Below are 24309 nucleotides of genomic sequence, written 5' to 3'. Positions count from 1 at the left end.
ACTCCGTGGATTAGTTTGGTCTCCATACCAACAAACGTCAACGGCGAATTCGTTGAGACTCCATCCCAATAGGAGGGCTGCGACGAACTACGGCGGCGACTGCGACTCGGAGCAGTGACCCCGCGAGGTGGGGCACGAGGACGTGGCACGGCCCGGCGGCCCCGTCCGGGCGGAGGCGGCCGTGCTGTGGGACGCCGAGTCATGGTGGGCCCTGCGGGCTCCCGGCCTGCCGTCGTCCGAGCTCGACCACCTCGACGCCGTCCGCCAGGCGCACCGGGTGCTCTACCGCCACGGCGTCACCGCCGACCTCGCCCATCCGTCCGACGGCCTGTCCGGCTACCGGCTGGGCTCGTGCCGAGCCTCTACCCGCTCTCCCGACGACGACGCGGCCAACCTGCGCCGGTACGCCGAGGGGCGGCGGCACGCCCGTCGTCTCCTACCTCAGCGGCGTGGCCGACCCGTACGGGCGGGTGCGCACCAGCGGCCACCCCGGAGCGCTGCGCGACCTGCTCGGCGTCGGCGTGGAGGAGTTCAGGCCGCTGGAGGCGCCGGTGACGCTCTCGAACGGGGACACCGGGACCGTCTGGAGCGAGCTGGTGCGGCTGCGCGGCGCCGAGGCCGTGGCCGCCTACCCCGACGGCTCCCCCGCGATCACCCGGCACGGGGCGCGTGGTACGTCTCGACCCGGCTCACCGACGACGGCTACGCCCGGCTGCTCGGCCTGCCTCCGCACCGCACGGTGCTCGACCGTGCGGCGCTCGACCGTGCTCAGATGCCGAGCGCGGCCTCGGGCTGCATGAGCCGGCGGGCGGCCTCGGTGATCGACCCGGACAACGACGGGTAGACCGCGAACGTGTGCGCGAGCTGGTCCACGGTGAGGCGCTGCTGCACCGCCACCGACACCGCCAGGATCAGCTCCGACGCGCGCGGCGCCACCACCACGCCGCCGAGCACGATGCCGGTGTGCGGCCGGCAGAACAGCTTGACGAACCCGTCGTGGAAGCCGGACATCTTGGCGCGGGCGTTGGTCGCCAGCGGCAGCTTGACCACGTTGGCCTCGATCTCGCCGGACTCGATCGCGCGCTGCGCCACGCCCACCGCGGCGATCTCGGGATCGGTGAAGATGTTGGAGGCCACCGTGGCCAGCCGCAGCGGCTGGACGGCCTCGCCGAGCGCGTGCCAGACCGCGATGCGGCCCTGCATGGCCGCGACGGAGGCGAGCATGAGCACGCCGGTGCAGTCGCCGGCGGCGTAGACGCCGGGCGCCGAGGTGCGCGAGACCTTGTCGACCTTGACGAAGCCGTACTTGTCGAGCTGGACCCCGGCCTCCTCCAGGCCCATGCCGCCGGTGTTGGGCACCATGCCGACCGTCATCAGCGCGTGGGAGCCCTCGGCGGTGCGGCCGTTCTCCAGCGTCACCACGACGCCGCTCGCGGTGCGCTTCACCGACGAGGCACGCGAACGGCCCATGACGTTCATGCCGCGGCGGCGGTAGACCTCTTCGAGCACCTCGGCGCCGTCGGCGTCCTCGTTGGGCATCATGCGGTCGCGGCTGGAGACCAGCGTCACCTCCGAGCCGAGCGAGCGGTAGGCGCCCGCGAACTCGGCGCCGGTCACGCCGGACCCGACCACGATCAGGTGCTCGGGCAGCTCCTCCAGGTCGTAGAGCTGGCGCCAGGTGAGGATGCGCTCGCCGTCGGGCTCGGCGCCCGGCAGCACGCGCGGGGTGGCGCCGGTGGCCACCAGCACCACGTCGGCCCTGATCGTCCGGTCGCCCGCCTTGACCACCTGCGGGTCGACCAGCCGGCCGCGCGCCTTGACGATCTCCACGCCCTCGGCCGCGACGCGGGTCGCGATGTCGGCCGACTGGGCCTGGGCGAGCTCCTTGACGCGCTTGTTGACCAGGGGCAGGTCGACCGTGGCCGAGCCGATGTCGCCGTCGGGCCCGCCGGAGTAGCTGATGCCCAGCGACGGGGCGTCGAGCAGGGCCTGCTTGCGGACCGAGGTCGCGATCAGCGTCTTGGACGGCACGCAGTCGGTGAGCACGCAGGCGCCGCCCGGGCCGTCCTGCTCGACCATCGTGACCTCCGCGCCCAACTGCGCCGCCACCAGCGCCGCCTCGTAGCCGCCCGGTCCGCCACCGATGATCACGATCCTTGTCACGCGTACCATTCTTCCGCATGGCTCGGCCCGGCGGCGAAACGGGGCGGCCGCCCGCGCGCTACCCTTGGCTGCTGTGCCTGTTTACGCCGCCTACGGCAGCAACATGGACCCGGAGCAGATGGCCATGCGCGCCCCGCACTCTCCGATGCGAGGTGTGGGCTGGTTGCAGGGCTGGCGCCTGACCTTCGGCGGTGAGGACCTGGGCTGGGAAGGCGCCCTGGCCACCATCGTCGAAGACCCCGACGAGCACGTCTTCGTCGTTCTCTACGACGTGCCCGAGTGGGACGAGGCGTCGCTCGACCAGTGGGAGGGCGCCGCCCGCGGCCTCCACCACAAGGTGCGGCTGCGCGTGCAGACGCTCGACGGCGAGCAGGTGGCCTGGTTCTACGTGCTCGACGGTTACGAGGGCGGCCTGCCCTCCGCCCGCTACCTCGGCATCCTGGCCGACGCGGCGGAGCGCGCGGGCGCCCCCGACGACTACGTCAAGAGCCTGCGGGGACGCCCGTGCAAGTCGCTCGGCGGCTGAGCGGGGCTCAGGCGAGCGGCTGGTCCTTGGTCTCCTTCAGCGCGAAGACGTAGACCAGGGTCGAGACCAGCGCGAGCGCCGAGACGTACCACGGGAACAGATGGATCATCTTGGCGTCCTTCAGCGCCGTGCCGATGAGCGGCGCGGTGCCACCGAAGATCGCGACGGTCAGCGAGTACGGGAAGCCGGCACCCGCGGCCCGCACCCGGGTCGGGAACAGCTCGGAGTTGACCGCGGCCGAGACCGAGGTGAAGCAGCCGAGGAAGACCATCCCGAGGCACTGGACGACCAGCAGGCTGGCGAACGAGTTCGACAGGGTGGCGAGCAACGGCACCGGCAGCAGCGTGAAGGCCACCCCGAACGTGATCAGCATGGGCCTGCGGCCGATCCTGTCGGACAGCATGCCGAGCAGCGGCTGCAGCACCATGAAGAACACCAGTGAGATGGTGCCGATGGTAAGCGACTCCGACGCGTCGAACTTCACGCTGAGCTGCGCGTAGGTGGGCAGGAAGGTCGTCCAGGTGTAGTACGAGACCGTGCCGGCCACCGTGATGCCGACGATCATGGCGGCCTTGGACGGGTGGTGGACCAGGAACTCGAACATGCGCGGCCGCTCCGCGCGCCCCTGCCTGATGTCCTCGGCGACCGTGCTGGTCTCCTCGGCGCCCTTGCGGATCCACAGGCCGACCAGGCTGAGCAGCGCGCCCACCAGGAACGGGATGCGCCAGCCGTAGTCGTCCATGGCGGCCGTGCCGAGCGTCGCGGCCAGCACGGCGGCCAGGCCGGAGGCGAGCAGCTGGCCGAGCGTGGTGCTGACGTACTGGAAGCTCGAGAACAGGCCGCGGCGGCCGGGCGGGGCCGACTCCACCAGGAACGTGGTCGCGGCGGCGAACTCGCCGCCGACCGACAGGCCCTGGATGAGCCGGGCCAGCGTCAGGATGATCGGCGCCAGCACCCCGGCGGCGGCGTACGTCGGCGTGACGGCCAGCAGCAGCGAGCCGCCGCCCATCAGCAGGATGGTGAACGTCATGGCGGCCTTGCGGCCGAACCGGTCGGCGAACGCGCCCACCAGCAGCCCGCCCAGCGGGCGCATGAAGAAGCCCACCGCGAAGATGGCGAACGAGCTGATCAGGGGCACGAGGGCGCTGCCCGTCGCGGGGAAGATCTGCTTGGCGAAGAACACGGTGAGGAAGCTGTAGGCATACCAGTCGTACCACTCGACCAGGTTGCCGACGCTGGCCGCCATCAGCTGGCGGACACGGCTGCGGGGGATGCCGACAGGGGACGGCGCGATGGGGGAGGTCGCCACGGGGGGCTCCTTTGCTTACTGGTGCTCAGTCGCCTACTCTGCAAGCGAGCGACCAAACCAGTCAAACATCCGGCAAACTCTTTACAATTCCGACACAGAAACGGCTCTCAGTGGACGTTCTCGACCGGCGGCTGGTCTCCGCCCTCCAGGTCAACCCGCGCGCGGCGTGGGGCGAGATCGCCCGGGCGGTGGGCGAGCACGAGCGCACGGTCGCGCGCCGGCTGCAGCGCCTCATCGCCGACGGCGCCGTCCGCGTCACCGCGATCTACGACGACCTGCGCTCGGGGCACGGCCGGCCGGTCCACCTGCACGTCCAGGTCAGGCCCGGCACGGCCGCGGCCGTCGCCGAGGCGCTGGCGAGCCGGCCGGACACGCGCTCGGTCTACTCACTGACGGGCGTGGCCGACATCGGCTGCGAGCTGGTGTCGCCGTCGCGGGAGGCGCTGCACGACATCCTGACGGCACAGGTCGCCGCGATCGACGGGGTGCAGCAGACGCGGACCCAGGTGGTGCTGCACACCTTCCGCACCGTCGCCGAGTGGCACGCCCCCTACCTCGACGAGCGGGAGATCGCCGAGCTGCGCCCCGCCCCGCACGACGGCCCCCAGGCCGGTCCCCGCACCGGCCCTCACGTCGACCCCCACACAGGTCTCCACGCTGGTCCCCGCCCCGATCCTCACGTTGACCCCCACACAGGTCTCCACGCTGGTCCCCGCCCCGGTCCCCACGCGGACCCCCACGCCGGTCCCCAGGCCGGCCCCCACGCCGCCCCGCACGACGGCTCGCCGGAAGACGCCGCGCCGGAAGGCGGCCCTGCGTCCGGCAGCCCGCCGTCCGCGCCCGACGGCTACCTGCCCGGCGGCGTGCCGCCCGACGAGGAGGGCCTGTCGCCCCTGGAGCAGGAGATCGCCGACCTGCTCGTCGCCGACGGCCGGATCGCCTTCACCGCGATCGCCGAACGCCTCGGTATCTCGCTGCCGACCGCACGCAGGCGCGCCGCCTCCCTGCTCGAACGGCGCCTGCTGCTGCCGCGGGCCGAGGTGGAGCCCGCACTGCTCGGCCTGGAGGCCGAGGCCCAGCTCTGGCTGAAGGTCCGGCCGCAGGGGCTCGACCACGTGGGCCGTACGCTGTCGGCACACCCCCACGTCCGCTACTGCGCCGCGACGGCGGGCACCCACTCCCTGATCGTCCAGGTGGCGGTGGCCCACGAGGCGGCCCTCTACCGTTTCCTGACGGGCGTCGTCGGCCTGTACGACGAGGTCACCGACATCGACGTCACGCTCATCACCCGCGCCCACAAGCGTGGCCACCTCCGCAAGTCCGGCCTCCGCACCCTGGAAAGGACACCATGACTCCCGCCGAGACTCCCGCCGCGACCACCGCCGAGAGCGAAGTCGCCGAGCTGTGCGCCGAGCTGATCCGCATCGACTCCAGCAACTACGGTGACGGCAGCGGCCCCGGCGAGCGCGCCGCCGCCGAGGCCGTGATGGCCAGGCTGGCCGAGGTCGGCATCGAGGCCACCTACGTCGAGAGCGCCCCGGGGCGGGGAAATGTGATCACCCGCGTCGCGGGCAGCGACCCGTCGCTGCCCGCCCTGCTCGTGCACGGCCACCTCGACGTGGTGCCCGCCAACGCCGCCGACTGGTCGGTCGACCCGTTCGCCGGCGAGGTGCGGGACGGCTACATCTGGGGCCGCGGCGCGGTGGACATGAAGGACATGGACGCCATGATGCTGGCGGTGCTGCGCCAGCTCACCCGCGAGGGCCGCAGGCCCCGTCGCGACCTCGTCTTCGCCTGGGTGGCCGACGAGGAGGCGGGCGGCGTGTACGGCGCCAAGCACCTCACCGCGCACCACCCCGAGCTGTTCGAGGGCGTCACCGAGGCGATCAGCGAGGTGGGCGGCTACTCGCTGGAGGTGGACCCGTCGCTGCGGCTCTACCTCATCGAGACGGCCCAGAAGGGGCTGGCCTGGATGAAGCTGATCGCCGACGGCACGGCCGGGCACGGCTCGATGCTCAACTCCGACAACGCCGTCACCGAGCTGGCCACGGCGGTCGCCCGGGTGGGCGCCCACCCGTGGCCGATCACGCTCACCCCGACCGTGCGGCAGTTCCTCACCGAGGTCGCCGACGCCTTCGGCATCCCGTTCGACGAGCACGACCCGCAGCCGATCCTCGACCGGATCGGGCCCCTGGTGCGCTTCGTCGGCGCGACGCTCAGCCACACCACCAACCCCACCCAGCTCGGCGCCGGCTACAAGTCCAACGTCATCCCCGGCCAGGCGACCGCCGTGATCGACGGCCGCTTCCTGCCCGGTCACGAGGAGGACTTCTTCAAGACCGTCGACACGCTCATCGGGCCCAAGGTGCGCCGTGAGTTCGTGCACCACGACATCGCGCTGGAGACCACGTTCGACGGCGCCCTGGTCGAGTCGATGATCGCGGCGCTCAAGGCCGAGGACCCGGCCGCGCGGGCGGTGCCGTACTGCATGTCGGGCGGCACCGACAACAAGACCTTCTTCGCCGACCTGGGGGTGCGCGGCTTCGGGTTCGTGCCGCTGCGGCTGCCGGCCGACATGGACTTCGCCTCGATGTTCCACGGCGTGGACGAGCGGGTGCCGGTGGACGCGCTGCAGTTCGGGGTGCGGGTGCTGGACAGGCTGCTCATAAACTACTGAAGGTGAGCAACGACCCCTACACCTTGGCCGGTGAGGCCGCCGCGGCGCTCAGGGCAGCCGCCGGCCTCGAATCCTTCGACGTGGCCCTCGTCATGGGCTCCGGCTGGGTGCCGGCCGCCGACGCGCTCGGGGAGACCGTCTCCGAGATACCCTTCACCGACCTGCCCGGCTTCTCCGCTCCCGCGGTCGCCGGGCACGGCGGCAAGCTCCGCGTTGTCCGCACCGGCGCGGGGCGGCACGCCCTCGTCTTCCTCGGCCGCAGCCACCTCTACGAGGGCCGCGTGGTCGACTCCGTGGTCCACGGCGTGCGCACCGCCGCGGCCGCGGGCGTCCGCACCGTCATCCTGACCAACGCGGCGGGCGGCCTGCGCCCCGAGACGCAGCAGGTCGGCGACCCGGTGCTGATCAGTGACCACATCAACATGACGGGCGCCAACCCGATCACCGGCACCACCTTCATCGACCTGACCGAGGTCTACTCCAAGCGGCTGCGCGCGCTGGTGCGCGAGATCGACCCGGCCATCGCCGAGGGCGTCTACGTGGCCTTCCGCGGCCCCACCTACGAGACACCCGCCGAGATCCGCATGCTGCGCACGCTCGGCGGCGACCTGATCGGCATGTCCACGGTCCTCGAGGCCATCGCCGCCCGCGAGGCCGGCCTCGAGGTGCTCGGGCTGTCCCTGGTCACCAACCCGGCCGCCGGCCTGGCCGGCGACCCGCTCGACCACGAGGAGGTCCTCCAGGTCGGCCGCGCCACCGCCGCCCGCATGGGCGTCCTGCTCGCCAAGGTCGTGGACAGGCTGTGAGCGCGGAGGCGAGCGGCCCGGCCGAGGCGGGCGGCGGGACGGGCGGTCAGGCGCACGACCAGGCAGAAGGCCGGACGGCGAGCGGCCCCGCCGCGGCGGGCGGCGCGGCGGGCGGCGCGGCGGGCGGCGCGGCGGGCGGCGCGGCGGGCGGCGCGGCGGGCGGCGCGGCGGGCGGCGCGGCGGGCGGCGACGAGCTGGTCCACGCCGCCCGGCGGTGGCTGGGCCAGGACCCCGACCCCGAGACCCGCGCCGAGCTGTCCGGGTTGATCGAACGCGGCGACCTGGCGGCGCTGGCCGACCGGTTCGGCCGCAAGCTGGAGTTCGGCACCGCCGGGCTGCGCGGCGAGCTGGGCGCGGGCCCCAACCGGATGAACCGGGTCACCGTGATGCGGGCCGCCGCCGGCCTGGCCAAGGTGCTCGGCCCGGGCCGGCACGTGGTGATCGGTTACGACGCCCGGCACAAGTCCGATGCGTTCGCCCGCGACACCGCCGCGGTGCTGACCGGAGCCGGCCTGCACGCCTCGCTGCTGCCGTGCCCGCTGCCCACGCCCCTGCTGGCGTTCGCCGTGCTGCGCCTGGGCGCCGACGCCGGGGTGATGGTCACCGCCAGCCACAACCCGCCCCGCGACAACGGCTACAAGGTCTACTGGGGCGACGGCTCGCAGATCGTGCCGCCGATCGACCGTGAGATCTCCGCGGCCATCGACGCCGTGGGCCCGGTCGACGAGTTGCCCCTGCCCGGGCCGGGCACCCTGACCGAGCTGGGCGAGGACATCGTCGACGACTACATCGACGCGATCACCCGGCTGCCCCTGGGCGACGCCCGCGAGCTGCGGGTCGCCTACACACCGCTGCACGGCGTGGGCGGCGCCACGCTGACCGACGCGTTCCTGCGGGCCGGGTTCGAGAGCCCGATGGCCGTGGAGGAGCAGCGCAACCCCGACCCCGACTTTCCCACGGTGGCCTTCCCCAACCCGGAGGAGCCCGGCGCGATGGACCTCGCCGCCGCGCTCGCCGCCCGCGTCGGGGCCGACCTCGTCATCGCCAACGACCCCGACGCCGACCGGTGCGCGGTGGGCGTGCCGCTGGCCGACGGCACGGTGCGGATGCTGACCGGTGACGAGCTGGGCGGGCTGCTCGCCGAACACGTGATCACCCATACGTCGGGCGACCGCATGGTGGCCACGACGATCGTCTCCTCCACCCTGCTCGGCAAGATCGCCCGTGCCCACGGCGTCCGTTACGGCGAGACCCTGACCGGCTTCAAGTGGATCATCAAGGCCGGTCCGGGCCTGGTCTTCGGCTACGAGGAGGCCATCGGCTACAGCGTCGGCACCGACCCCGCACCCGACGGCGACGGCGACGGCGACCGTGACGCCGACAGCAACGCCGACGGGGACCGCGACACCGACGGGGACGGCAACCGCGACGGCGACGGCAACCGCGACGGGGACGGCGGCCGCGACCGCGAGGGGGACGGCGGCGAGACGAGGCTTCCGGTGCGCGACAAGGACGGCATCGGGGCGGCGCTCACGGTCGCCTCGATCGCCGCGGCGGCCAAGCGCGACGGCCGCACGCTGGTGGACCTGCTCGACGAGCAGGCCCGCCGCTACGGCCTGCACGCCACGTCGCAGCTCTCGGTCCGGGTGGACGACCTGTCGCTGATCGCCGGCGCCATGGCCCGCCTGCGCGCCGCTCCCCCGGTCGCCCTGGGCGGCCGTACGGTGGAGCGCGCCGACGACCTCAGCCGGGGCGACGGCGGCCTGCCGCCGACCGACGGCCTGCGCTACACGCTGTCGGACGACGCCCGCGTCGTCGTCCGGCCCTCCGGCACCGAGCCGAAGCTCAAGTGCTACCTGGAGGTCGTCGTCCCGGTGACGGACGAGGTCGGAGCCGCCCGCGCCCGAGCCGCCGCCGACCTCGACGCCATCACCGCCGACCTCAAGGCCGCCCTGGCCCTCTGACCCGCCGGGCCCGGCACCCCGCAGGCGAGCCGACACCCCCCACGGCACCCGGCACCTGGGCCGCCATCACCGCCGCGCCCGCCCCGGTCCGCCCGCCTCGACGTCATCGGCGCCCCCCACCCGGGCCGCCTCGACGCCATCGGCGCCCCCCGCACCCGGCCGCCTCGACGCCATCGGCGCCCCCCGCACCCGGCCGCCTCGACGTCATCGGCGCCCCCGCCCCGGGGGCGTCGCCGGCGTGGAGCGCCCCCGGGAGCGGGTGTCAGACCAGGCGGAACTCCAGGACGACGTCCCACTCGGCCGGATCGGGCTGGACCCGCGGGTCGGTGGGGTACAGCTCCAGGCGGCAACCCCAGTGCTCGGCGCCGCCGGACTCGGTCATGTCCCACCGCAGGCCCTGCCCGGCCGCCCACTTCAGCAGCTCGTCGGTGACGCCGACCAGCCGGTCGGGGTGGCCGTGGTGGGTGACGGTGGCGTAGCGGCCCGCCGGCAGCACGCCGGACCGGATGTCCCCCTCGCCCTCCACGGGCGCGGCGACGGGCACGCCCGCCTCCACGTCGAGCCGGTCGGCCGCCATGTCGATGGAGTGGTACCTCAGGAACGGCGCCCCGGCGAGGCCGGCACCGCGCTCGGCGAGCCAGCCGACCAGCTCGGCGATGCGGTCGCCGACCAGGCCGAAGCTCGTCATGGTGATGGTCCTGCGCACTCCGACGTACGGGCGGTCGGGGTGTTCCACGATCTCGGGTGTCATCGTTTCCTTCCTTTCCTCACCCATCAGTACGGATCGGGGCGGCGAAACTCATCGGCAGCCCGAACATGGGGAACAACCGGTCACCGAGATGGGTGGTGACCGCGCTGACGAGCGCACGCCGGGTCTCGATGACGACCAGCGCGAACGGCTCGCCCTTCAGGTACTGGCCGAAGGCGGCGGCGCCGTTGGCCCGGCCGGCGGGGACCAGCCGGGAGCCGGCGCAGGGGGCGCCCGAGCCGAGCAGGACCGCGCGGATGTCGGCCCGCCCGCGCAGCCACCAGGTGAACGGCGGCATCGACATCGTGGCGTCCTCCCGCAGCAGCGAGACCAGCGTCTCGACGTCGTAGCGCTCGAAGGCGGCCACGTAGCGGGCCAGCAGTTCCTCGTCCGGCCCCTCGTCCGGCTCGGCGGGAGCGGAAGCGGGTACGGGGACGGGCAGGGCCGCCCTGGCCCGCTGGAGCGCGCTGTTGACCGCGGCCACGCTGCAGCCGAGCAGGGGCGCCACCTCGGCCGCGCTCCAGCGCAGCACGTCGCGCAGGATGAGGACGGCCCGCTGGCGGGGCGGGAGGTGTTGCAGCGCGGCCACGAACGCCAGCCGTACGGACTCCCTGGCCACGACCACGTCGGCCGGATCGGCGCCATGCGCCGCCCCACCGAGCACCGGCCTGCCGGGCACCGGCCCGCCGAGCGCTGGCCCGTCAGGCACCGGGCTCCCGAACACCGGGCCACCGAGCGCCGGGCCGCCGAGCGCCGGGCCGCCGAGCACCAGGCCGTCGGGCACCGGCTGCACCCACCGGTGGTCGGGCAGCGGCGGCCCGATGTCAGCGCCGGGCACGGAGGCGCGGGCCAGGTCCATGGCCCGCGCCCGGCGCCGGGCGCCGCGCAGCATGTCGAGGCAGACGTGGGTGGCGATGCCGTACAGCCATGCGCGCAGCGGCGCCCGGCCCGGGTCGTAGCGCTCGCGCGCCACCCACGCCTTGGCCAGCGTCTCCTGCACGGCGTCCTCGGCCTCGAACCCGCAGCCGAGCATGCGATAGCAGTAGCCGGTCAGCTCGGTCCGGTGCTCCTCAAGTGCGGCGGCCTCCACGGGCACCTCTTCCGGGGTACGGGTCTCGGACACGGGCGAAGTCTCGTCACACGCAGTCCCACAGGAAGCGGCCCTTCCTGCCGAACCACGTGAACTGTCCCACGAACGGAAAGGGCCGGCCGGTGTCCCGCGAGAACGGCCACTGCGGCTCCTCCAGCCACACCGGCCGGCCGCCGATCCTGGTCACCGGCGCACGTACGGGACCGGCAGCGGAGACGAACCTGAGACGGGCGCCAGGCAGGAACATGAATCGTCCCCTCTCACGGGCGTGGCTGCTCCAGCGAGGCGAGCGTCTCGCGCAGCCACCTCAGCTCGGTACGGGTCGTGGCCGTCGCGATCGTGAACAGCCCCTGCCGGAACGGGTCGTCGAAGTCGGCCGCGCGCAGGGGGCGGTCACCGTCCCAGAAGAAGCTCGCCGGCTGGGTGAGGAAGTGGAGCCGGCGGTGCAGCACGGCCGCCTGCTGGGCCGGATCGTCCAGGTGACGCAGGAAGGCCAGCACGGTGAACCACCGGTTCTCGTCGGTGATGAACAGCTCGTCGGGCTCGCGAAGCCGGCGCAGCAGCTCCCGCCTGCCGGACGTGGTCAGCGACAGCATGTGCCGAGGCGCCGCGACCTGACCGGGCTGCAACTCCCGGCGCAGCAGCCCGGCCGCCTCCATCCGCTTGAGCAGCGGATAGAGCGTGCCGTCGGCGATGGGCCGGACGTGCCCCGTCAGGGCAGCGATGTGTCGTCGCAGTTCGTAGCCGTGCAGGTGAGCGTCATAGAGAAAGCCGAGGACAGCCAGCTCCAGCATGGACCAACCATACCCTGTTGACGACATACCTCGGGTTCGAGATATCTTCTTCGCTATGCACAGCGCACAGGTCCTCCCCGACGGCTCCCGCATCCGCTGGGTCGAGATCGCCGGCGCCGAGCCCGCCCTTGTCTTCATCCACGGACTCGGTGCCAGCTCCGCCCCCTACTTCGCCCCGGCGGCGGCGCACCCGGCCCTCGCCGGACGCCGGTCCCTCCTGATCGACATGTTGGGCTTCGGCATCAGCGACCGCCCCACCGGCCCGGCCTACACCCTGGAAGACCACGCCGACGCCTTGGCCCGCGCCCTCGACCAGGCCGGGACCGGCGCCGCGGACATCGTCGCGCACAGCATGGGCGGCGCGGTCGCCGTCACGCTGGCCGCCCGCCATCCGCACCTGGTCCGACGGCTGGTCCTGGTCGACGCCTCGCTCGACCCCCAGCCGCCGCCGCGGACCAAGCGGCCTGGCAGCTCCGGCATCGGCGTCTATCGCACCGAGCAGGAGTTCCTGGACCACGGCTGGGCCGAGACCATGGACTTCGTCGGCCCTCACTGGGCGGCGACGATGCGTCTGGCCGGGCCGGAGGCGCTCTATCGCAGTGCGATCAATCTTCTGCGCGGCACCGTACCGACGACGCGGGAGAATCTGGAGCGCCTGACGATCCCGCGCACCCTGCTCCATCCGGCCGTGGACGGCCCGCGCGCCGACGCCGCGAGCCTCACCGCCGCCGGCGTCTCCCTGACGGCGATCCCCGACTGCGGGCACAACATCATGCTGGACAACCTCGACCGGTTCGCCCAGGCCGTCGCCGACGCGCTCAGCGCATGACCCGGCGCCCGGACGCGGCACCGCCGCCGGCCGCCGCCGGCCGTTGTCGCGCTCGGCCGCCGCCGGCCAGGCCCGGGTGACCTCGATCTGCAACTCCGTCACCCAGTCGTCGGGGTCGTCGGGGCAGTGCAGGTAGACCTCGCGGGCGAGGGAGAGCGCGAGGTAGTCGTGGGCCTCGATCCAGTGGGCCAATGTCTGGAAGGTCGTCCCGACCCCGTCCATCGACCCGTGGTGGATGATCGTGGCCGCGGTCTCGATGCCCGGCAGGGTCACGACGTCCACGCCCGCGCCGACGCAGCTCGCGTCCACGGCGTCGCCGGTCACGGGAACGGCGGCGTGCACGCGCACGGCGCCGTCCTGCTCCGGCAGGTAGAAGGCGACGCCGGGGCCCGCGAGCGTGACGCCGGCCGTCTCCAGCCGGGCCAGCAGCTCGGTGTAGAGCGGCTGGATGACGGGCCCCACGTCGCCGGGCTCGTAACTCGCCGCGACGGCGTCGAGCTCGCCCACCAGGAGCGGGCTCACCCTCTTGAGCACGACCTCGTCGGCGGCCATGCCGCCCTCCCTCTCGATGGAGCGCAGCCGCGCCTCGACGCCGCGCAGCCGGGCCAGGTCGGCGCTGATCCGCTCCGCCAGCTCGGCCCGGCGCAACCGGACCATGCCGTGCAGCTCGTCGGTGCCGACCTTGTCGTCCAGGATGACGCGGACCTGCTCCAGGGTGAAGCCGAGGTCCTTCAGCGCGACGATCCGGTTGAGCCGCGACAGCTGCGCCGCCTGGTAGGAGCGGTAGCCCGTGACCGGGTCCACGTGCGCGGGACGCAGCAGCCCGATGGCGTCGTAGTGGCGCAGCATGCGCACCGACACGAGCCCGAGCCTGGCGAAGTCTCCGATGCCGAACATGATGCCTTCACCAGTAACCCCTCACACGGTGTCAGGGTCAAGCGGCGAACGCGCGGTCAGCCCACTATCGCGGCGACCAGCAGCGCGACGGCGACGGCGACCACCGCGAGAGAGTCGTAGGCCCACCGCACCCGCACCGGCGCGGCCTCCTGCGCGCGACGCCGGGCCGACTCGGCCCGGTCGGTGATCTGCTCGCCCACCCAGTCGGCGTGGGTCTTGCCCGCGAACGCCTCCTGCGCCGCCTGCTCGGCCTTGGACAGCACCGGCTCGGTCCGCAACCGCCCACGCCGGGGGGCCGCCGCAGCGGCCCCCCGGCGCTGCGCCTTGGCCCGCTCACGCGCGGTGCTCACCGGCGTCCACAGCCGCAGCAGCTGCCCGTCGCCGTGGTGGACGTTGATCGAGTGCGACACCGTCACCTCGTCGATGGCGGCCCACGGCAGCACCGTCGTGCGCAGCGGGTTGCGGCCCACCAGGGCGTCCTCGGTGAACAGGGTGACCGGCCGGAGCGCGATCACGTAGACGAGGGCGGTGAGCGCAGCCAGGACGGCCAGCGCCACCAGCGACGGCTTGCCGTTGTAGCGGGCGATCAGGTCCCACACGTTGAGCGCGACGAAGGCCACCCACACCCAGCCGAGGACGAACGCGAACTTCGAGCGGTACGCCTGTTTCACGGTTGCCACTTCAGCTGCGCGAACCCCGGCTTGATCACGCCGTTGATCAGCGCCAGCCGCTCGTCGAAGGGGATGAAGGCCGACTTCATCGCGTTGACCGTGAACCACTGCAGGTCGTCCCAGTCGTAGCCGAACGCCTCCACCAGCTTGGCGAACTCCATCGACGAGCTGGTGGAGCTCATCAGCCGGTTGTCGGTGTTGACCGTGACCCGGAAGTGGAGGCGGCGCAGCAGCCCGATCGGGTGCTCGGCGATGGAGGGCGCGGCGCCGGTCTGCAGGTTGGAGGTCGGGCACATCTCCAGCGGGATGCGCTTGTCGCGCACGTACGCGGCCAGCCGGCCCAGCTTGGCGGTGCCGTCCTCGGCCACGGAGATGTCGTCGATGATCCGCACCCCGTGGCCGAGCCGGTCGGCGCCGCACCACTGGATGGCCTGCCAGATCGACGGCAGCCCGAACGCCTCGCCCGCGTGGATGGTGAAGTGGGCGTTCTCCCGCTGGAGGTATTCGAAGGCGTCGAGGTGGCGGGTGGGCGGGTAGCCCGCCTCCGCGCCGGCGATGTCGAACCCGACGACGCCGACGTCGCGGTAGCGCACGGCCAGCTCGGCGATCTCCATGGAGCGCGCCATGTGCCGCATCGCGGTCAGCAGCGTGCCGACCCGGATGCCGCGCCCCTCGGAGCCGATCCGGAAGCCCTCCAGCACGGCTTCCACCACCTGGTCGAGGCTGAGCCCGGTGGTGGTGTGCTGCTCGGGCGCGAAGCGCACCTCGGCGTAGACGACGCCGTCGGCGGCAAGGTCCTCGGCGCACTCGGCGGCCACCCGGACGAGCGACTCGCGGGTCTGCATGACGCCCACGGTGTGGTCGAACGTCTCCAGATAGCGCTCCAGCGACCCCGAGTCGGACGCCTCCTCGAACCACTGCCGGAGGTTGCCGGGGTCGGTGGTGGGCAGCCGGTCGTAGCCGCACTCGCGCGCCAGGTCCACGATGGTCTCGGCCCGCAGGCCACCGTCGAGATGGTCGTGGAGCAGCACCTTCGGCGCCCGCCGGATCTCGTCAAGCGTGGGGCTCATCAGGCCATGATATGCGTCCGGTCCGCCCCGTCCCGTACGGCACGGCCGGACGCGACCGGACACGCCGGATCTGCGGCTGAAAGCCGAGGTCGCGGCGCGGCCTCAAAGGCGTGGCGCGGCCTCAAGGGCGCGGCATGGCCTCAGGAGGCGCGGCGTGGTCTCAGGAGGCGCGGTTGGCGCTGTCCGGGCTGAAGGCGGGCAGGCAGACGGCGATGTACTCGGCGCCCTCGGGGCCGGCGCTGTAGCGGACGGTCTCCCCCGGCTCCGTCACGACGCTCTGCCCGGCCGACACCTCGGTGACGCCGCCGTCGTGCTCGACGACGACCGTGCCGCGCAGCACCACCGTGTACTCGGTGAACGAGGGCGTCTGGGCCGGCTCGTCCCAGCCGGGCGGGGCGACCATGTGGGCGATGGAGATCGCCTCGTCGGCGCTGTTGACGCGGCCGACGTGCTCGTCGATGAGCTTGCCGCCGGGGACGGGGACCCGCGTGGGGCCGTCGATCCTTCTGACCATCCGGTCAGTGTGCCACGTCGATGACGATCCTGCCCGGACGGGTGTACGCCGTCACCCGGAACGCCTCCCGGGAGCGGGCGGCCAGCCCGATGAGCACCCGCCCCTCGAAGTCACCGGCCCGGATGGCCTCGGTGACGTTGCCCAGCGAGGCGGGGGCCGCGCCGCCCGTCCAGGTGGGCTCGCCCTCGTCGGTGTGGGCGTCGGCCGGGGTGAGCAGGACGGCCAGGCAGGGCCGGCCGCGCAGGTCGACGGGCTTGCCGGAGCCCTCCTGGACCAGCGCGTCCACCCAGCGGACGGTGTGGCCGGGCGTCGGGCCGTCGAAGTCGATCACTACCCGGTCGAACGTGTCGTGTCGGCCGAACCGTACCCCCGTCACCAGGGCGGGCTCCCCGCGCGGCCGCTCGGTGTGCACGGCGGCCGTGCCGGTGGGCCGGCCGGGCGTGGCGGGCGCCTCCCCGGGCTCCGGCGGCGCCGTGTCCGCGGGCTGCCCCGTGACACGGGGGGAAGCCGTGGTCGGGGCCGGCGTTCCGGGCGTCACCGTGACGGTGCTCTCGGCGCCGGCGCCGGACCCTCCCGCCCCGCATGCGGCCGTGCCGAGGCCGCAGGCCATGACGACCGCGACCCCGGCGACCAGCCGGAAGACCGGACGGCGGATCGGCGCTGAGGGGAGCCGTGCGGAGGACGTGGGCGCCATGTCCACGTGATGCCCGGTCCGCGGCCCGCCCAAGCCGCGGCGCCGCCGGGAGTCCCGCGCCGCGAAGCGCGGGACCCGCCGAGCCGTCAGACGCTCTCGTACGCCCGGGCCTCCCGCGTCTCGACCTCGACGGCCACGCGGCGGGAGCGCAGGCCGAAGGCCGAGATGCCGAGGCCCACCAGGGCGAGGACGAGCGACACGACGATGGCCGCGCGCAGGGAGCCGATCGACAGCTCGCCGCCGCCTTCGGAGGTGAGCACCGCGGTGACCACGGCCAGCACGACCGCGCCGCCGACCTGGCCCGAGGTGTTGAGCAGGCCGGAGGCCAGGCCCTGCTCCTCGTCGTCCACGCCGTTGGTGGCCTGGATGTTCAGTGCGGGGAACGACAGCGCGAACGCCACGCCGAGCAGCAGCATGCCGGGGATGACCAGGCCGGCGAGGCTCGGCGTCCGGTCGATGCCGAGGAACATCGCGTAGCCGCCGGCCAGCGCGGCCGCGCCGACGACGATCAGCTTGCCGGTGCCGAACCGGTCGGCGAAGTCGCCCATCTTGGTCGAGGTGACCGCGACCAGCAGGCCGGCGGGCAGGAACGCCAGCGCGGTGCCGAGGGCCGACCAGCCGAGGAGGTTCTGGAAGTACTGCATGGCGACGAACTGGAAGGCCACGTACGAGCCCATGAGGATGAGCAGCCCGAGGTTGGCCCGCACCAGGGAGCCGGAGCGCAGGATGCCGAGCCGCACCAGCGGGTGCCGCATCCGCAGCTCGGCGAAGACGAACAGGCCGAGCAGCGCGGCGGCGGCGACCAGCGAGCCGATCGTCCGCGCCGAGGTCCAGCCGGCCTCCGGTGCCTGCACGACGGTGAAGACGAGCAGCAGCATCGAGGCGGTGATCAGCACGGCGCCCAGCAGGTCGTGACCGCCTTCGGCGCGCTCCTCGGCGCCGCGCGGCAGCACCCGGAGCGCGGCGATCAGCGCGATGATCGCCACGGGGACCGGCATCAGCATCGTCCAGCGCCAGCCGATCTCGGTCAGCAAGCCGGAGAACACCAGGCCGAGCGAGTATCCGCTGGCGCCCGAGGCGGTGAAGATGCTCAGCGCCTTGTTCCGCAGCGGCCCCTCGGGGAACGTGGTGGTGATGATCGAAAGGGCCGCCGGGGCGGTGAAGGCGGCGCCCACCCCCTTGACGAACCGGGCGACGATCAACAGCGTGCCGTCGTCCACCACGCCGCCGAGCAACGACGCGACGGCGAAGACGCCCAGGGCGACCAGGAACACCCTGCGCCGCCCGAGCAGGTCGGCGGTCCTGCCCCCGAGCAACAGAAGACCGCCGTAACCGAGCACGTAACCGCTGACGACCCACTGCAGGGAGGAGGTGGAAAGGCCCAGGTCATGCTGGATCGAGGGCAACGCCACCCCGACCATCGACACATCGAGGGCGTCAAGGAAGATCACAGCGCAGAGCACGGCGAGCGCGCCCCAACGGGATGAGGAAGAGGACATGGAACAGCAGACTACATGCACTCGCATCTAATGCAAGCGCATTTAATGCCATTGCATATTTCTACACCCGGTGGTAACCTGCGCGTCATGGACGAGGCATTCGTCGAGACCTGGCACTACGTCCTGGCCAAACACGCCAAGGCCATGTGCTCTCTCGAACGTGAGCTCGGCGACAAGCACGGGCTCGGCGCGAGCGAGTTCGAGGTGCTCGACCGCATGGTCAACCACGACCGCAAGGTGCGCCTCCAGGAGCTGTGCGACGAGGTCCACCTCAGCCAGAGCGCCCTGTCCCGCGTCGTCGCCCGCCTGGAGAAGGCCGGGCTCGTCACGCGCGGCGTCTGCGACTCCGACCGGCGCGGCGTCTTCGTCGGCATCACGCCCGAGGGACGCGCCCGGCACGGCCAGGCCCTGCCGACCCAGCGCGCCGTCCTCGCCGAGGTCTTCTCCGACGCGCTCGTCCCGTAACCCCCGCCGGGAGCCGGGACGCCGGCGTCTCAGGAGGCGAGACTGGCGGCCAGCACCAGGCTCGCGGCGCCGCGGGCGTGTCCGCTGTCGTCCCACGGCCTGATGGTGGTCTCCAGTCCGGGCAGCGCCGCGATGATCCCCTCGTCGACCGCGCGGTGGAAGCCGGGCGCGAGGTACGGCCACAGCACGTGGCTCTCCCCGATGACGGTCAGCGCCCGCACGGCCAGCACGTTCACCACGCCCGCCACGGCCCGGCCGAGGATCTCGCCGGCCTCGGCGAGCAGCTCCCGCACGCCCGGGGCGTCCTCGGCGGCGAGGCGGCGCAGCCCCTCCAGCGGTGGCGGCGCGGCGACCAGTCCGCGCGCCACCGCCTCGGCGGCGAGCGCGTAGTCCGCGACGTACGCGTCGACGCAGCCGCGCCGCCCGCACACGCACGTCGGGCCGCCCGGCCCGGTGGGAACGTGGCCGAACTCGCCGGCCACCCCGTCGGGACCGCGATGGACCCGGCGGCCCAGCACGATGCCCATCCCCACGCCGTCGCCGATGGCCAGCACCAGGAAGTCGTCGTGGTCACGGCCGGTGCCGTAGAGCAGTTCGCCCGTGGTGGAGGCGCGGGTGTCGTTGTCGATCAGCACGGGCACGGGCAGGCGCGCCGCCAGCGGCGGCTGGAGGGGCAGGTCGGTCCAGCCCATGCGCGGTGACAGCCGCACCGTGCCGGTGCCGGGGTCGATCACCCCCGGGACGGCCAGTCCGATGCCGAGCACCCGCGAGCCGGTGGCGGGATCGCGCAGCACCTCCTCGCACACCTCCGCGAGCTGTCGCACGGAGTCTGCCCCGGGCGAGAACGGCCGGGTGAGGCGGGCCACCTCGCTCCCGTCGAGCCGGGTCAGCACGCCCCTCAGGTGGTCGGGGTGGACGCGCAGGCCGAGCGTGTAGGCGGCGTCCGGGACGACCTCCAGCGGCACCTTCGGCCGCCCCCTGCCGCTGACCTGGGGCGGCAGTTCGCGCAGGAAGCCCAGCTCGATCAGGCGGCGGGTGTGCTCCGTCACGGTCGCGGCGCCGAGGCCGAGGCGGGCGGCGATCTGTGACCGGTTGAGCGGCCGCGGCCCGAGCATGGCGAGGATCTCCGCCTTGACCAGGTCTTCCCGGTAGGGGGGTGGGGGCATGTCGCTCATTCTTCCTCTCTTGACGCCCTGCACGTCCCGACCCTAGGGTCAGCCACCATAATAAATTCGCCCCCGAAAAAATATCATGGGCGGCGTCTAGGAGGGAGCGCAGATGCGCATGCGCAGAAGCGTCCTGCTGGCCCTGGGCCTGGCAGGCATGATGGTCTCCGCCGCGTGCGGCGGCGGTGGGTCCGGCACGTCGGGCGGCGCCCGCGACTCCGGCGGCACCGTCACGCTGGACTGGGAGATGTGGGCCGGCAGCGAGGACGAGAAGGCCCAACTCGACCATCTCGCCGCGCTCGTCACCCGCAAGCACCCCACCATCAAGGTGAATCTCCGCACGGCGCCGTTCAACGACTACTTCACCAAGCTCCAGACCGAGTTCGCGGCCGGCAAGCAGCCGTGCGTGGTGTCCATGCAGAGCCTGCGCCTCGGCGCCTACGCCGACCTGCTGGAGCCACTCGACGGCAAGACCGACACCCAGGGCTTCGCCCCCGCCGCCCTGGAGACGCTCAAGCTCGGCGGCAAGCAGCTCGCCCTGCCGTACGACCTGGCCTCGATGCTCCTCTACTACAACAAGGACGCCTTCGCCGAGGCGGGCGTGGCCGAGCCGAAGAACGGCTGGACCGTGGCCGACTTCGAGCAGGCGGCCAAGAAGCTCTCCACCGGCGGCAAGGCCGGGTTCGGCATGTCCTTCGCCGACCTGCACTCGCTGTCGCTCATGCTGTCCTACAACGGGGCCCAGCCGGTCACCCCGGACGTGCGTCTGCAGTTCGACAGCGCGCCCATGGTGGACGCGCTCACCTGGTACGCCGGCCTGGCCGCGAGCAAGGCGGCGCTGGTGCCGGCCAGCTCGTCCGACGTGGGCTGGGGGGAGACGCAGTTCGTCAACGGCAACGCCATGATGGCGGTCGACGGGTCGTGGAACATCGGCTCGGCGGTCAAGGACGCCACGTTCGCGGTCGGCTTCGCGCCGCTGCCCGCCGGGTCGGGCGGGTCCAAGACCTACCTCGCCGCCTCCGGCTTCGGCGTCGCCAAGGGCTGCCCCTACCCGCAGGAGGCCGCGAAGGCCGTCTCGGTGCTGGCCGGGCCGGACGCCCAGGCCTACCTCGCCGGGCAGGGCCGCAGCTTCCCCTCACGCACCGACCAGCAGGCCACCTACGAGGAGTTCCTCGTCAAGCAGGACCCGCGCAACGCCGAGGCGGTGCGCGGCGCGATCGCCTCGCTCAAGGAGGGCCTGGCCGGCGGGGTCCCCCTGTTCACCACGAAGAACTGGGACAGCGTCGGCAAGCTCATGGCGCAGTACCTCATCCAGGTCTACACCGGCGACCAGTCGCCCAAGTCAGCGCTCGGCACGATCCAGCAGCAGAGCGCTCGCGGCCAGTGAAGCCGCGCACGACAGAGCAGTGGAGCGCGCTCGGCTTCGTCACGCCGAGCGTGCTCGGGCTGGGACTGTTCACCCTGTTCCCCGTCGGGGCGGCCGTCGTCATGAGCTTCTTCGCGTGGCCCATGCTCGGCACACGGGAGTTCGTCGGCCTGGAGAACTTCCGCTACCTCCTCGGCGAGGACCCCGACTTCCTGACCGCGCTGCGCAACACCTTCGTCTTCACCGGCCTCTACGTGCCGCTCAACCTCCTGCTCGCGCTCGGCCTGGCGTTCTGGATCAACCGGTCACGCTGGGCCCGCCTGTGGCGGGTGCTGTTCTTCGTCCCGGCCATCACCCCGATGGTGGCCAACGCGGTGATCTGGAAGCTGCTCTTCCAGGCCGTGGGCGGGGAGCCGAACCTGCTGGCCGACGGCCGCACCGCGCTGCTGGCCGTGGTCGCGATGAGCGTGTGGCAGGGCTTCGGCTACAACATGATCGTCTTTTCGGCGGCGGTCAACGAGATGTCGCCCAGCGTGCTGGAGGCCGCCTCGCTCGACGGGGCGACGGGGCTGCGCAGGCTCGTCAGCGTGCAACTGCCGCTGATCTCGCCCGCGCTGTTCTTCGCGGCGACCATGACGATGATCAATGCGCTGCAGGTGTTCACCCAGCCCTACATCCTCACGGCCGGCGGGCCCGGCAACGCCACCGAGACCCTGGTCATGAACGTCTACCAGGCCGGCTTCGAGTCACGCGACCTCGGGCTGGCCGCGGCGGGCGCGTGGCTGCTGTTCGCGATCATCCTCGTCGTCACGGCCGTGCAGTTCCTGGGCCAGAAACGGTGGGTCCACTATGAGAGCTAGCCGCGTCCTGTCGCACACCCTGCTGGCCGCGGTCGCCCTGGCGTTCCTCTACCCGCTGATCTTCGCCGTCGCCACGGCACTCAAGCCGCCGGGAGAGACGTTCGGCTCGCCGACCGCGCTGGTCGGCTCCGAGCTGCGCTGGCGCAACTTCGCCGACGTCTTCGACTACGTGCCGTTCGAGCGCTACATCGGCAACGGCGTGCTCGTGTCGGGCGTGGGAACCCTCGTCGTGCTGGCCGCCTCGGCGCTGTCGGCCTACGCCTTCGCCGCGCTGCGCTGGCGCGGCAGGGACGGCCTCTTCCTCGTCTTCCTGGCCACCATGATGGTGCCGCAGGAGGTGCTGGTCGTGCCGATGTTCCTGCTCATGCAGGCGTTCGGCTGGGTGGACAGCTACCAGGCGCTCATCTTCCCGTGGGCGTTCACCGCCTTCGGCGCGTTCCTGCTGCGGCAGTTCTTCAAGAGCGTGCCGGGCGAGCTGCGCGAGGCGGCGCGCCTCGACGGCGCCGGGGAGCTGCGCATCTTCCTGCGCGTCATGCTGCCGCTCGCCAGGCCCGCCCTGGGCGTGCTCGCGGTGTTCTCCTTCATCGGCTACTGGAACAGCTTCCTGTGGCCGCTCATCATGATCAACGATGTGAACGCCAGGGGCACCGTGCCGCTCGGCCTCCAACTGTTCTTCGGTCAGAACGGCAACCAGTGGCACCTGGTCATGGCCGCCTCCGTCATCTCCGTCCTGCCCACCCTGCTGCTGCTCGTCGCGCTGCAGAAACACCTGGTGAAGGGAATCGCCACGGCCGGGCTGGCCGGGCGCTGAAAGGGAACCATGCTCTTCTTCGATCGCCGTACCGGCCCCGACCTCGGCGCGGACGCGCCGCGCTACCCCGACAGACCGGTGCCCGACTGGTACCGGGACGCCAAGTTCGGCGTCTTCGTCCACTGGGGGCTGTACTCGGTCGCCGGGTGGGCGCCGCCGCGCCGGCCGGGCCAGGACGTGCCCGTCGAGCTCGAATACAGCCACCACCAGTACGCCGAGTGGTACGCCAACACCCTGCGCATCCCCGGCTCCCCGACCGCCGCCCACCACGAGAGCGCCTTCGGCGTCGGCACCTCCTACGAGGACCTGGCCGACGACTGGTCGGCAGGCGGGTACGACCCGGACGGCTGGATGCGGCTGTTCGCCGCGTGCGGGGCGCGCTACGTGGTGCCGACGGCCAAGCACCACGACGGCTTCTGCCTGTGGGACACCGCCACCACCCGCTTCTCCAGCGTCCACCGGGGACCCCGCCGCGACGTCGTCGCCGAACTGGCGGGCGCCGCCCGGTCGGCCGGGCTGCGCTTCGGGCTCTACTACTCCGGCGCGCTCGACTGGCACGTGTCGCACTTCCCGCCGATCCGGTCGCTGACCGACCTGTTCACCTACCGGCGCAACGACCCGGCCTTCGCCCGCTACTGCTTCGACCAGGTGCGGGAGCTGATCGAACGGCACCGGCCCGACGTGCTGTGGAACGACATCGACTGGCCCGACTCCGCCAAGGCCACCGGCCCGCACAGCCTGGCCGCGCTGTTCGAGCACTACTACGAGCGCGTGCCCGAGGGGGTGGTCAACGACCGGTGGGGCGTGCCGCACCTCGGCTTCCGCACCCGCGAGTACCGCACCGAGACCACCGCGCCCACGTGGACGTGGGAGGCGACGCGCGGCCTCGGCGCCTCCTTCGGCTACAACCGGGCGGAGGACGACACCCACCTCATCGACGCCACCGAGCTGGTCCACCTTCTCGTCGACACCGTCGCCAAGAACGGCAACCTGCTGCTCAACATCAGCCCGCGCGGCGACGGCACGCTGCCCGGCGAGCAGGTCGACCGGCTGCGCGACCTCGGCCGCTGGCTGGCCGCCCACCCGCACGCCGTCTACGGCACCCGGCCCTGGCGCCGCCACGCCGAGCCGGTGGGCGCGCCGCTGCGCTACACGGTCCGCCCCGACGGCGCGCTCAACGTGATCGCGCTCGACCCGGCGCACGGCGGCTTCCGCCTGCCCGCCGACCTGCTCGGTCGCCCGGGCGCCCACTGGGGCGAGGGTCCGGCGCAGATCCTCCCGGACGGCACCGTCACCATCCCGCCCGGGCTACGCCACCTGCCGGCCGCCGTCCTCACCCTGCCACCGTCCTGACCGGACTGCTGGACCGGGCCGTCCTCACGACCCGGTG

24 protein-coding genes and 2 pseudogenes are annotated in these 24309 nt (G+C 72.8%); 13 read left to right on the top strand and 13 right to left on the bottom strand.

What is annotated here, in order from left to right; genetic code table 11:
* Positions 1 to 127: 127 nt before the first annotated feature.
* Together CXR44_RS41595 and CXR44_RS41590 are read left to right on the top strand one after the other, a co-directional pair.
* Positions 128 to 334 (top strand): annotated as a pseudogene (locus CXR44_RS41595) (beta-galactosidase trimerization domain-containing protein); the annotation flags it as partial.
* A 115-nt stretch (positions 335 to 449) separates the two neighbouring features.
* Positions 450 to 800 (top strand): beta-galactosidase trimerization domain-containing protein, encoded by a 351-nt coding sequence (locus tag CXR44_RS41590; protein ID WP_180903189.1) that lies wholly within the window; start codon positions 450 to 452, stop codon positions 798 to 800.
* Here CXR44_RS41590 and CXR44_RS05145 read toward each other — a convergent pair.
* Positions 769 to 2163 (bottom strand): NAD(P)H-quinone dehydrogenase, encoded by a 1395-nt coding sequence (locus tag CXR44_RS05145; protein ID WP_101783720.1) that lies wholly within the window; start codon positions 2161 to 2163, stop codon positions 769 to 771. The two genes, CXR44_RS41590 and CXR44_RS05145, sit on opposite strands and share 32 nt — an antisense overlap.
* Positions 2164 to 2236: 73 nt before the next feature.
* On the opposite strand from CXR44_RS05145, the gene CXR44_RS05140 reads away from it, so the two are divergent.
* Positions 2237 to 2689 carry a gamma-glutamylcyclotransferase family protein gene (locus CXR44_RS05140; protein ID WP_101783719.1) on the top strand — a complete coding sequence of 151 codons (453 nt, stop codon included), beginning with the start codon at positions 2237 to 2239 and terminating at the stop codon, positions 2687 to 2689.
* 7 nt (positions 2690 to 2696) lie between these two features.
* On the opposite strand, the gene CXR44_RS05135 is transcribed toward CXR44_RS05140, so the two are convergent.
* Complete coding sequence (locus CXR44_RS05135) at positions 2697 to 3998, bottom strand: MFS transporter (RefSeq protein ID WP_101783718.1); 1302 nt, start codon at positions 3996 to 3998, stop codon at positions 2697 to 2699.
* A 110-nt stretch (positions 3999 to 4108) separates the two neighbouring features.
* Between CXR44_RS05135 and CXR44_RS40640 the strand changes: the two genes are divergently transcribed.
* From CXR44_RS40640 to CXR44_RS05110, 4 genes are all read left to right on the top strand, one after another.
* Complete coding sequence (locus CXR44_RS40640; protein ID WP_245898848.1) at positions 4109 to 5350, top strand: Lrp/AsnC family transcriptional regulator; 1242 nt, start codon at positions 4109 to 4111, stop codon at positions 5348 to 5350.
* Positions 5347 to 6675, top strand: a complete 1329-nt coding sequence (locus CXR44_RS05120) for a M20/M25/M40 family metallo-hydrolase (RefSeq protein WP_101783717.1) — start codon at positions 5347 to 5349, stop codon at positions 6673 to 6675. Before CXR44_RS40640 ends, CXR44_RS05120 begins: the two co-directional genes overlap by 4 nt.
* Positions 6676 to 6677: 2 nt before the next feature.
* Complete coding sequence (locus tag CXR44_RS05115; RefSeq protein WP_101783716.1) at positions 6678 to 7481, top strand: purine-nucleoside phosphorylase; 804 nt, start codon at positions 6678 to 6680, stop codon at positions 7479 to 7481.
* A gap of 194 nt (positions 7482 to 7675) precedes the next feature.
* Positions 7676 to 9445, top strand: a complete 1770-nt coding sequence (locus tag CXR44_RS05110) for a phospho-sugar mutase (protein ID WP_101784187.1) — start codon at positions 7676 to 7678, stop codon at positions 9443 to 9445.
* Between the two features lie 262 nt (positions 9446 to 9707).
* On the opposite strand, the gene CXR44_RS05105 is transcribed toward CXR44_RS05110, so the two are convergent.
* From CXR44_RS05105 to CXR44_RS05090, 4 genes are read right to left on the bottom strand one after another with little or no spacing between them, the layout of a single operon-like run.
* Positions 9708 to 10196 carry a GyrI-like domain-containing protein gene (locus CXR44_RS05105; RefSeq protein ID WP_101783715.1) on the bottom strand — a complete coding sequence of 163 codons (489 nt, stop codon included), beginning with the start codon at positions 10194 to 10196 and terminating at the stop codon, positions 9708 to 9710.
* Between the two features lie 16 nt (positions 10197 to 10212).
* Positions 10213 to 11316, bottom strand: coding sequence for an RNA polymerase subunit sigma-70 (locus CXR44_RS05100; protein ID WP_342748527.1), 1104 nt, complete (start codon positions 11314 to 11316; stop codon positions 10213 to 10215).
* A gap of 13 nt (positions 11317 to 11329) precedes the next feature.
* The gene (locus tag CXR44_RS05095; protein ID WP_101783714.1) at positions 11330 to 11530 is read right to left on the bottom strand and encodes a hypothetical protein; all 201 of its coding nucleotides are present in this window, start codon (positions 11528 to 11530) and stop codon (positions 11330 to 11332) included.
* A 13-nt stretch (positions 11531 to 11543) separates the two neighbouring features.
* A complete protein-coding gene (locus CXR44_RS05090; protein WP_101783713.1) occupies positions 11544 to 12077 on the bottom strand; it encodes a PadR family transcriptional regulator in 534 nt (177 codons plus the stop codon).
* Here CXR44_RS05090 and CXR44_RS05085 point away from each other — a divergent pair.
* Positions 12076 to 12906 carry an alpha/beta fold hydrolase gene (locus tag CXR44_RS05085; RefSeq protein WP_342748533.1) on the top strand — a complete coding sequence of 277 codons (831 nt, stop codon included), beginning with the start codon at positions 12076 to 12078 and terminating at the stop codon, positions 12904 to 12906. The genes CXR44_RS05090 and CXR44_RS05085 overlap by 2 nt on opposite strands.
* 696 nt (positions 12907 to 13602) lie before the next feature.
* On the opposite strand, the pseudogene CXR44_RS42295 reads toward CXR44_RS05085, so the two are convergent.
* The 6 genes and pseudogenes from CXR44_RS42295 to CXR44_RS05055 form a co-directional block, all read right to left on the bottom strand.
* Positions 13603 to 13803 (bottom strand): annotated as a pseudogene (locus CXR44_RS42295) (MerR family transcriptional regulator); the annotation flags it as partial.
* Between the two features lie 56 nt (positions 13804 to 13859).
* Entirely contained in the window at positions 13860 to 14474 is a 615-nt protein-coding gene (locus CXR44_RS05075) for a hypothetical protein (RefSeq protein ID WP_101783712.1), read from the bottom strand.
* On the bottom strand, positions 14471 to 15544 hold the full coding sequence (locus CXR44_RS05070) for an adenosine deaminase (protein ID WP_101783711.1): 1074 nt from the start codon (positions 15542 to 15544) through the stop codon (positions 14471 to 14473). Before CXR44_RS05070 ends, CXR44_RS05075 begins: the two co-directional genes overlap by 4 nt.
* Before the next feature lie 160 nt (positions 15545 to 15704).
* Positions 15705 to 16058, bottom strand: coding sequence for a cupin domain-containing protein (locus CXR44_RS05065; protein ID WP_101783710.1), 354 nt, complete (start codon positions 16056 to 16058; stop codon positions 15705 to 15707).
* 4 nt (positions 16059 to 16062) lie between these two features.
* The gene (locus tag CXR44_RS05060; RefSeq protein WP_144069863.1) at positions 16063 to 16752 is read right to left on the bottom strand and encodes an AMIN-like domain-containing (lipo)protein; all 690 of its coding nucleotides are present in this window, start codon (positions 16750 to 16752) and stop codon (positions 16063 to 16065) included.
* Positions 16753 to 16838: 86 nt separating this feature from the next.
* The gene (locus CXR44_RS05055; RefSeq protein ID WP_245898847.1) at positions 16839 to 18251 is read right to left on the bottom strand and encodes an MFS transporter; all 1413 of its coding nucleotides are present in this window, start codon (positions 18249 to 18251) and stop codon (positions 16839 to 16841) included.
* Positions 18252 to 18338: 87 nt separating this feature from the next.
* On the opposite strand from CXR44_RS05055, the gene CXR44_RS05050 reads away from it, so the two are divergent.
* The gene (locus CXR44_RS05050) at positions 18339 to 18716 is read left to right on the top strand and encodes a MarR family winged helix-turn-helix transcriptional regulator (RefSeq protein WP_101783707.1); all 378 of its coding nucleotides are present in this window, start codon (positions 18339 to 18341) and stop codon (positions 18714 to 18716) included.
* A gap of 29 nt (positions 18717 to 18745) precedes the next feature.
* Here CXR44_RS05050 and CXR44_RS05045 read toward each other — a convergent pair whose 3' ends face one another.
* Complete coding sequence (locus CXR44_RS05045; RefSeq protein ID WP_180903188.1) at positions 18746 to 19882, bottom strand: ROK family transcriptional regulator; 1137 nt, start codon at positions 19880 to 19882, stop codon at positions 18746 to 18748.
* 112 nt (positions 19883 to 19994) lie between these two features.
* On the opposite strand from CXR44_RS05045, the gene CXR44_RS05040 reads away from it, so the two are divergent.
* Genes CXR44_RS05040 through CXR44_RS05025 form a run of 4 tightly spaced genes read left to right on the top strand, consistent with a single transcriptional unit; the run spans position 19995 to position 24272 of the window.
* Positions 19995 to 21269 carry an ABC transporter substrate-binding protein gene (locus CXR44_RS05040; protein ID WP_101783705.1) on the top strand — a complete coding sequence of 425 codons (1275 nt, stop codon included), beginning with the start codon at positions 19995 to 19997 and terminating at the stop codon, positions 21267 to 21269.
* The gene (locus CXR44_RS05035) at positions 21266 to 22108 is read left to right on the top strand and encodes a carbohydrate ABC transporter permease (RefSeq protein ID WP_219601679.1); all 843 of its coding nucleotides are present in this window, start codon (positions 21266 to 21268) and stop codon (positions 22106 to 22108) included. The genes CXR44_RS05040 and CXR44_RS05035 overlap by 4 nt, the downstream gene beginning before the upstream one ends.
* A complete protein-coding gene (locus tag CXR44_RS05030) occupies positions 22098 to 22919 on the top strand; it encodes a carbohydrate ABC transporter permease (protein ID WP_101783704.1) in 822 nt (273 codons plus the stop codon). Before CXR44_RS05035 ends, CXR44_RS05030 begins: the two co-directional genes overlap by 11 nt.
* 9 nt (positions 22920 to 22928) lie before the next feature.
* Positions 22929 to 24272 carry an alpha-L-fucosidase gene (locus tag CXR44_RS05025; protein ID WP_101783703.1) on the top strand — a complete coding sequence of 448 codons (1344 nt, stop codon included), beginning with the start codon at positions 22929 to 22931 and terminating at the stop codon, positions 24270 to 24272.
* Positions 24273 to 24309 lie beyond the last annotated feature (37 nt).

It is taken from the genome of Nonomuraea indica (assembly GCF_002850745.1).
Lineage (GTDB): Bacteria > Actinomycetota > Actinomycetes > Streptosporangiales > Streptosporangiaceae > Nonomuraea > Nonomuraea indica.
This window is presented reverse-complemented; position numbering and strand designations above follow the sequence as displayed.

Excerpts from the sequence above, each read along its gene's own strand:
- CXR44_RS05120 (WP_101783717.1), top strand. The coding sequence starts at position 5,347 with ATGACTCCCGCCGAGACTCCCGCCGCGACCACCGCCGAGAGCGAAGTC.
- CXR44_RS05105 (WP_101783715.1), bottom strand. The coding sequence starts at position 10,196 with ATGACACCCGAGATCGTGGAACACCCCGACCGCCCGTACGTCGGAGTG.
- CXR44_RS05095 (WP_101783714.1), bottom strand. The coding sequence starts at position 11,530 with ATGTTCCTGCCTGGCGCCCGTCTCAGGTTCGTCTCCGCTGCCGGTCCC.
- CXR44_RS05085 (WP_342748533.1), top strand. The coding sequence starts at position 12,076 with ATGGACCAACCATACCCTGTTGACGACATACCTCGGGTTCGAGATATC.
- CXR44_RS05090 (WP_101783713.1), bottom strand. The coding sequence starts at position 12,077 with ATGCTGGAGCTGGCTGTCCTCGGCTTTCTCTATGACGCTCACCTGCAC.
- CXR44_RS05070 (WP_101783711.1), bottom strand. The coding sequence starts at position 15,544 with ATGAGCCCCACGCTTGACGAGATCCGGCGGGCGCCGAAGGTGCTGCTC.
- CXR44_RS05065 (WP_101783710.1), bottom strand. The coding sequence starts at position 16,058 with ATGGTCAGAAGGATCGACGGCCCCACGCGGGTCCCCGTCCCCGGCGGC.
- CXR44_RS05060 (WP_144069863.1), bottom strand. The coding sequence starts at position 16,752 with ATGGCGCCCACGTCCTCCGCACGGCTCCCCTCAGCGCCGATCCGCCGT.
- CXR44_RS05055 (WP_245898847.1), bottom strand. The coding sequence starts at position 18,251 with ATGTCCTCTTCCTCATCCCGTTGGGGCGCGCTCGCCGTGCTCTGCGCT.
- CXR44_RS05050 (WP_101783707.1), top strand. The coding sequence starts at position 18,339 with ATGGACGAGGCATTCGTCGAGACCTGGCACTACGTCCTGGCCAAACAC.
- CXR44_RS05045 (WP_180903188.1), bottom strand. The coding sequence starts at position 19,882 with ATGCCCCCACCCCCCTACCGGGAAGACCTGGTCAAGGCGGAGATCCTC.
- CXR44_RS05040 (WP_101783705.1), top strand. The coding sequence starts at position 19,995 with ATGCGCATGCGCAGAAGCGTCCTGCTGGCCCTGGGCCTGGCAGGCATG.
- CXR44_RS05030 (WP_101783704.1), top strand. The coding sequence starts at position 22,098 with ATGAGAGCTAGCCGCGTCCTGTCGCACACCCTGCTGGCCGCGGTCGCC.
- CXR44_RS05025 (WP_101783703.1), top strand. The coding sequence starts at position 22,929 with ATGCTCTTCTTCGATCGCCGTACCGGCCCCGACCTCGGCGCGGACGCG.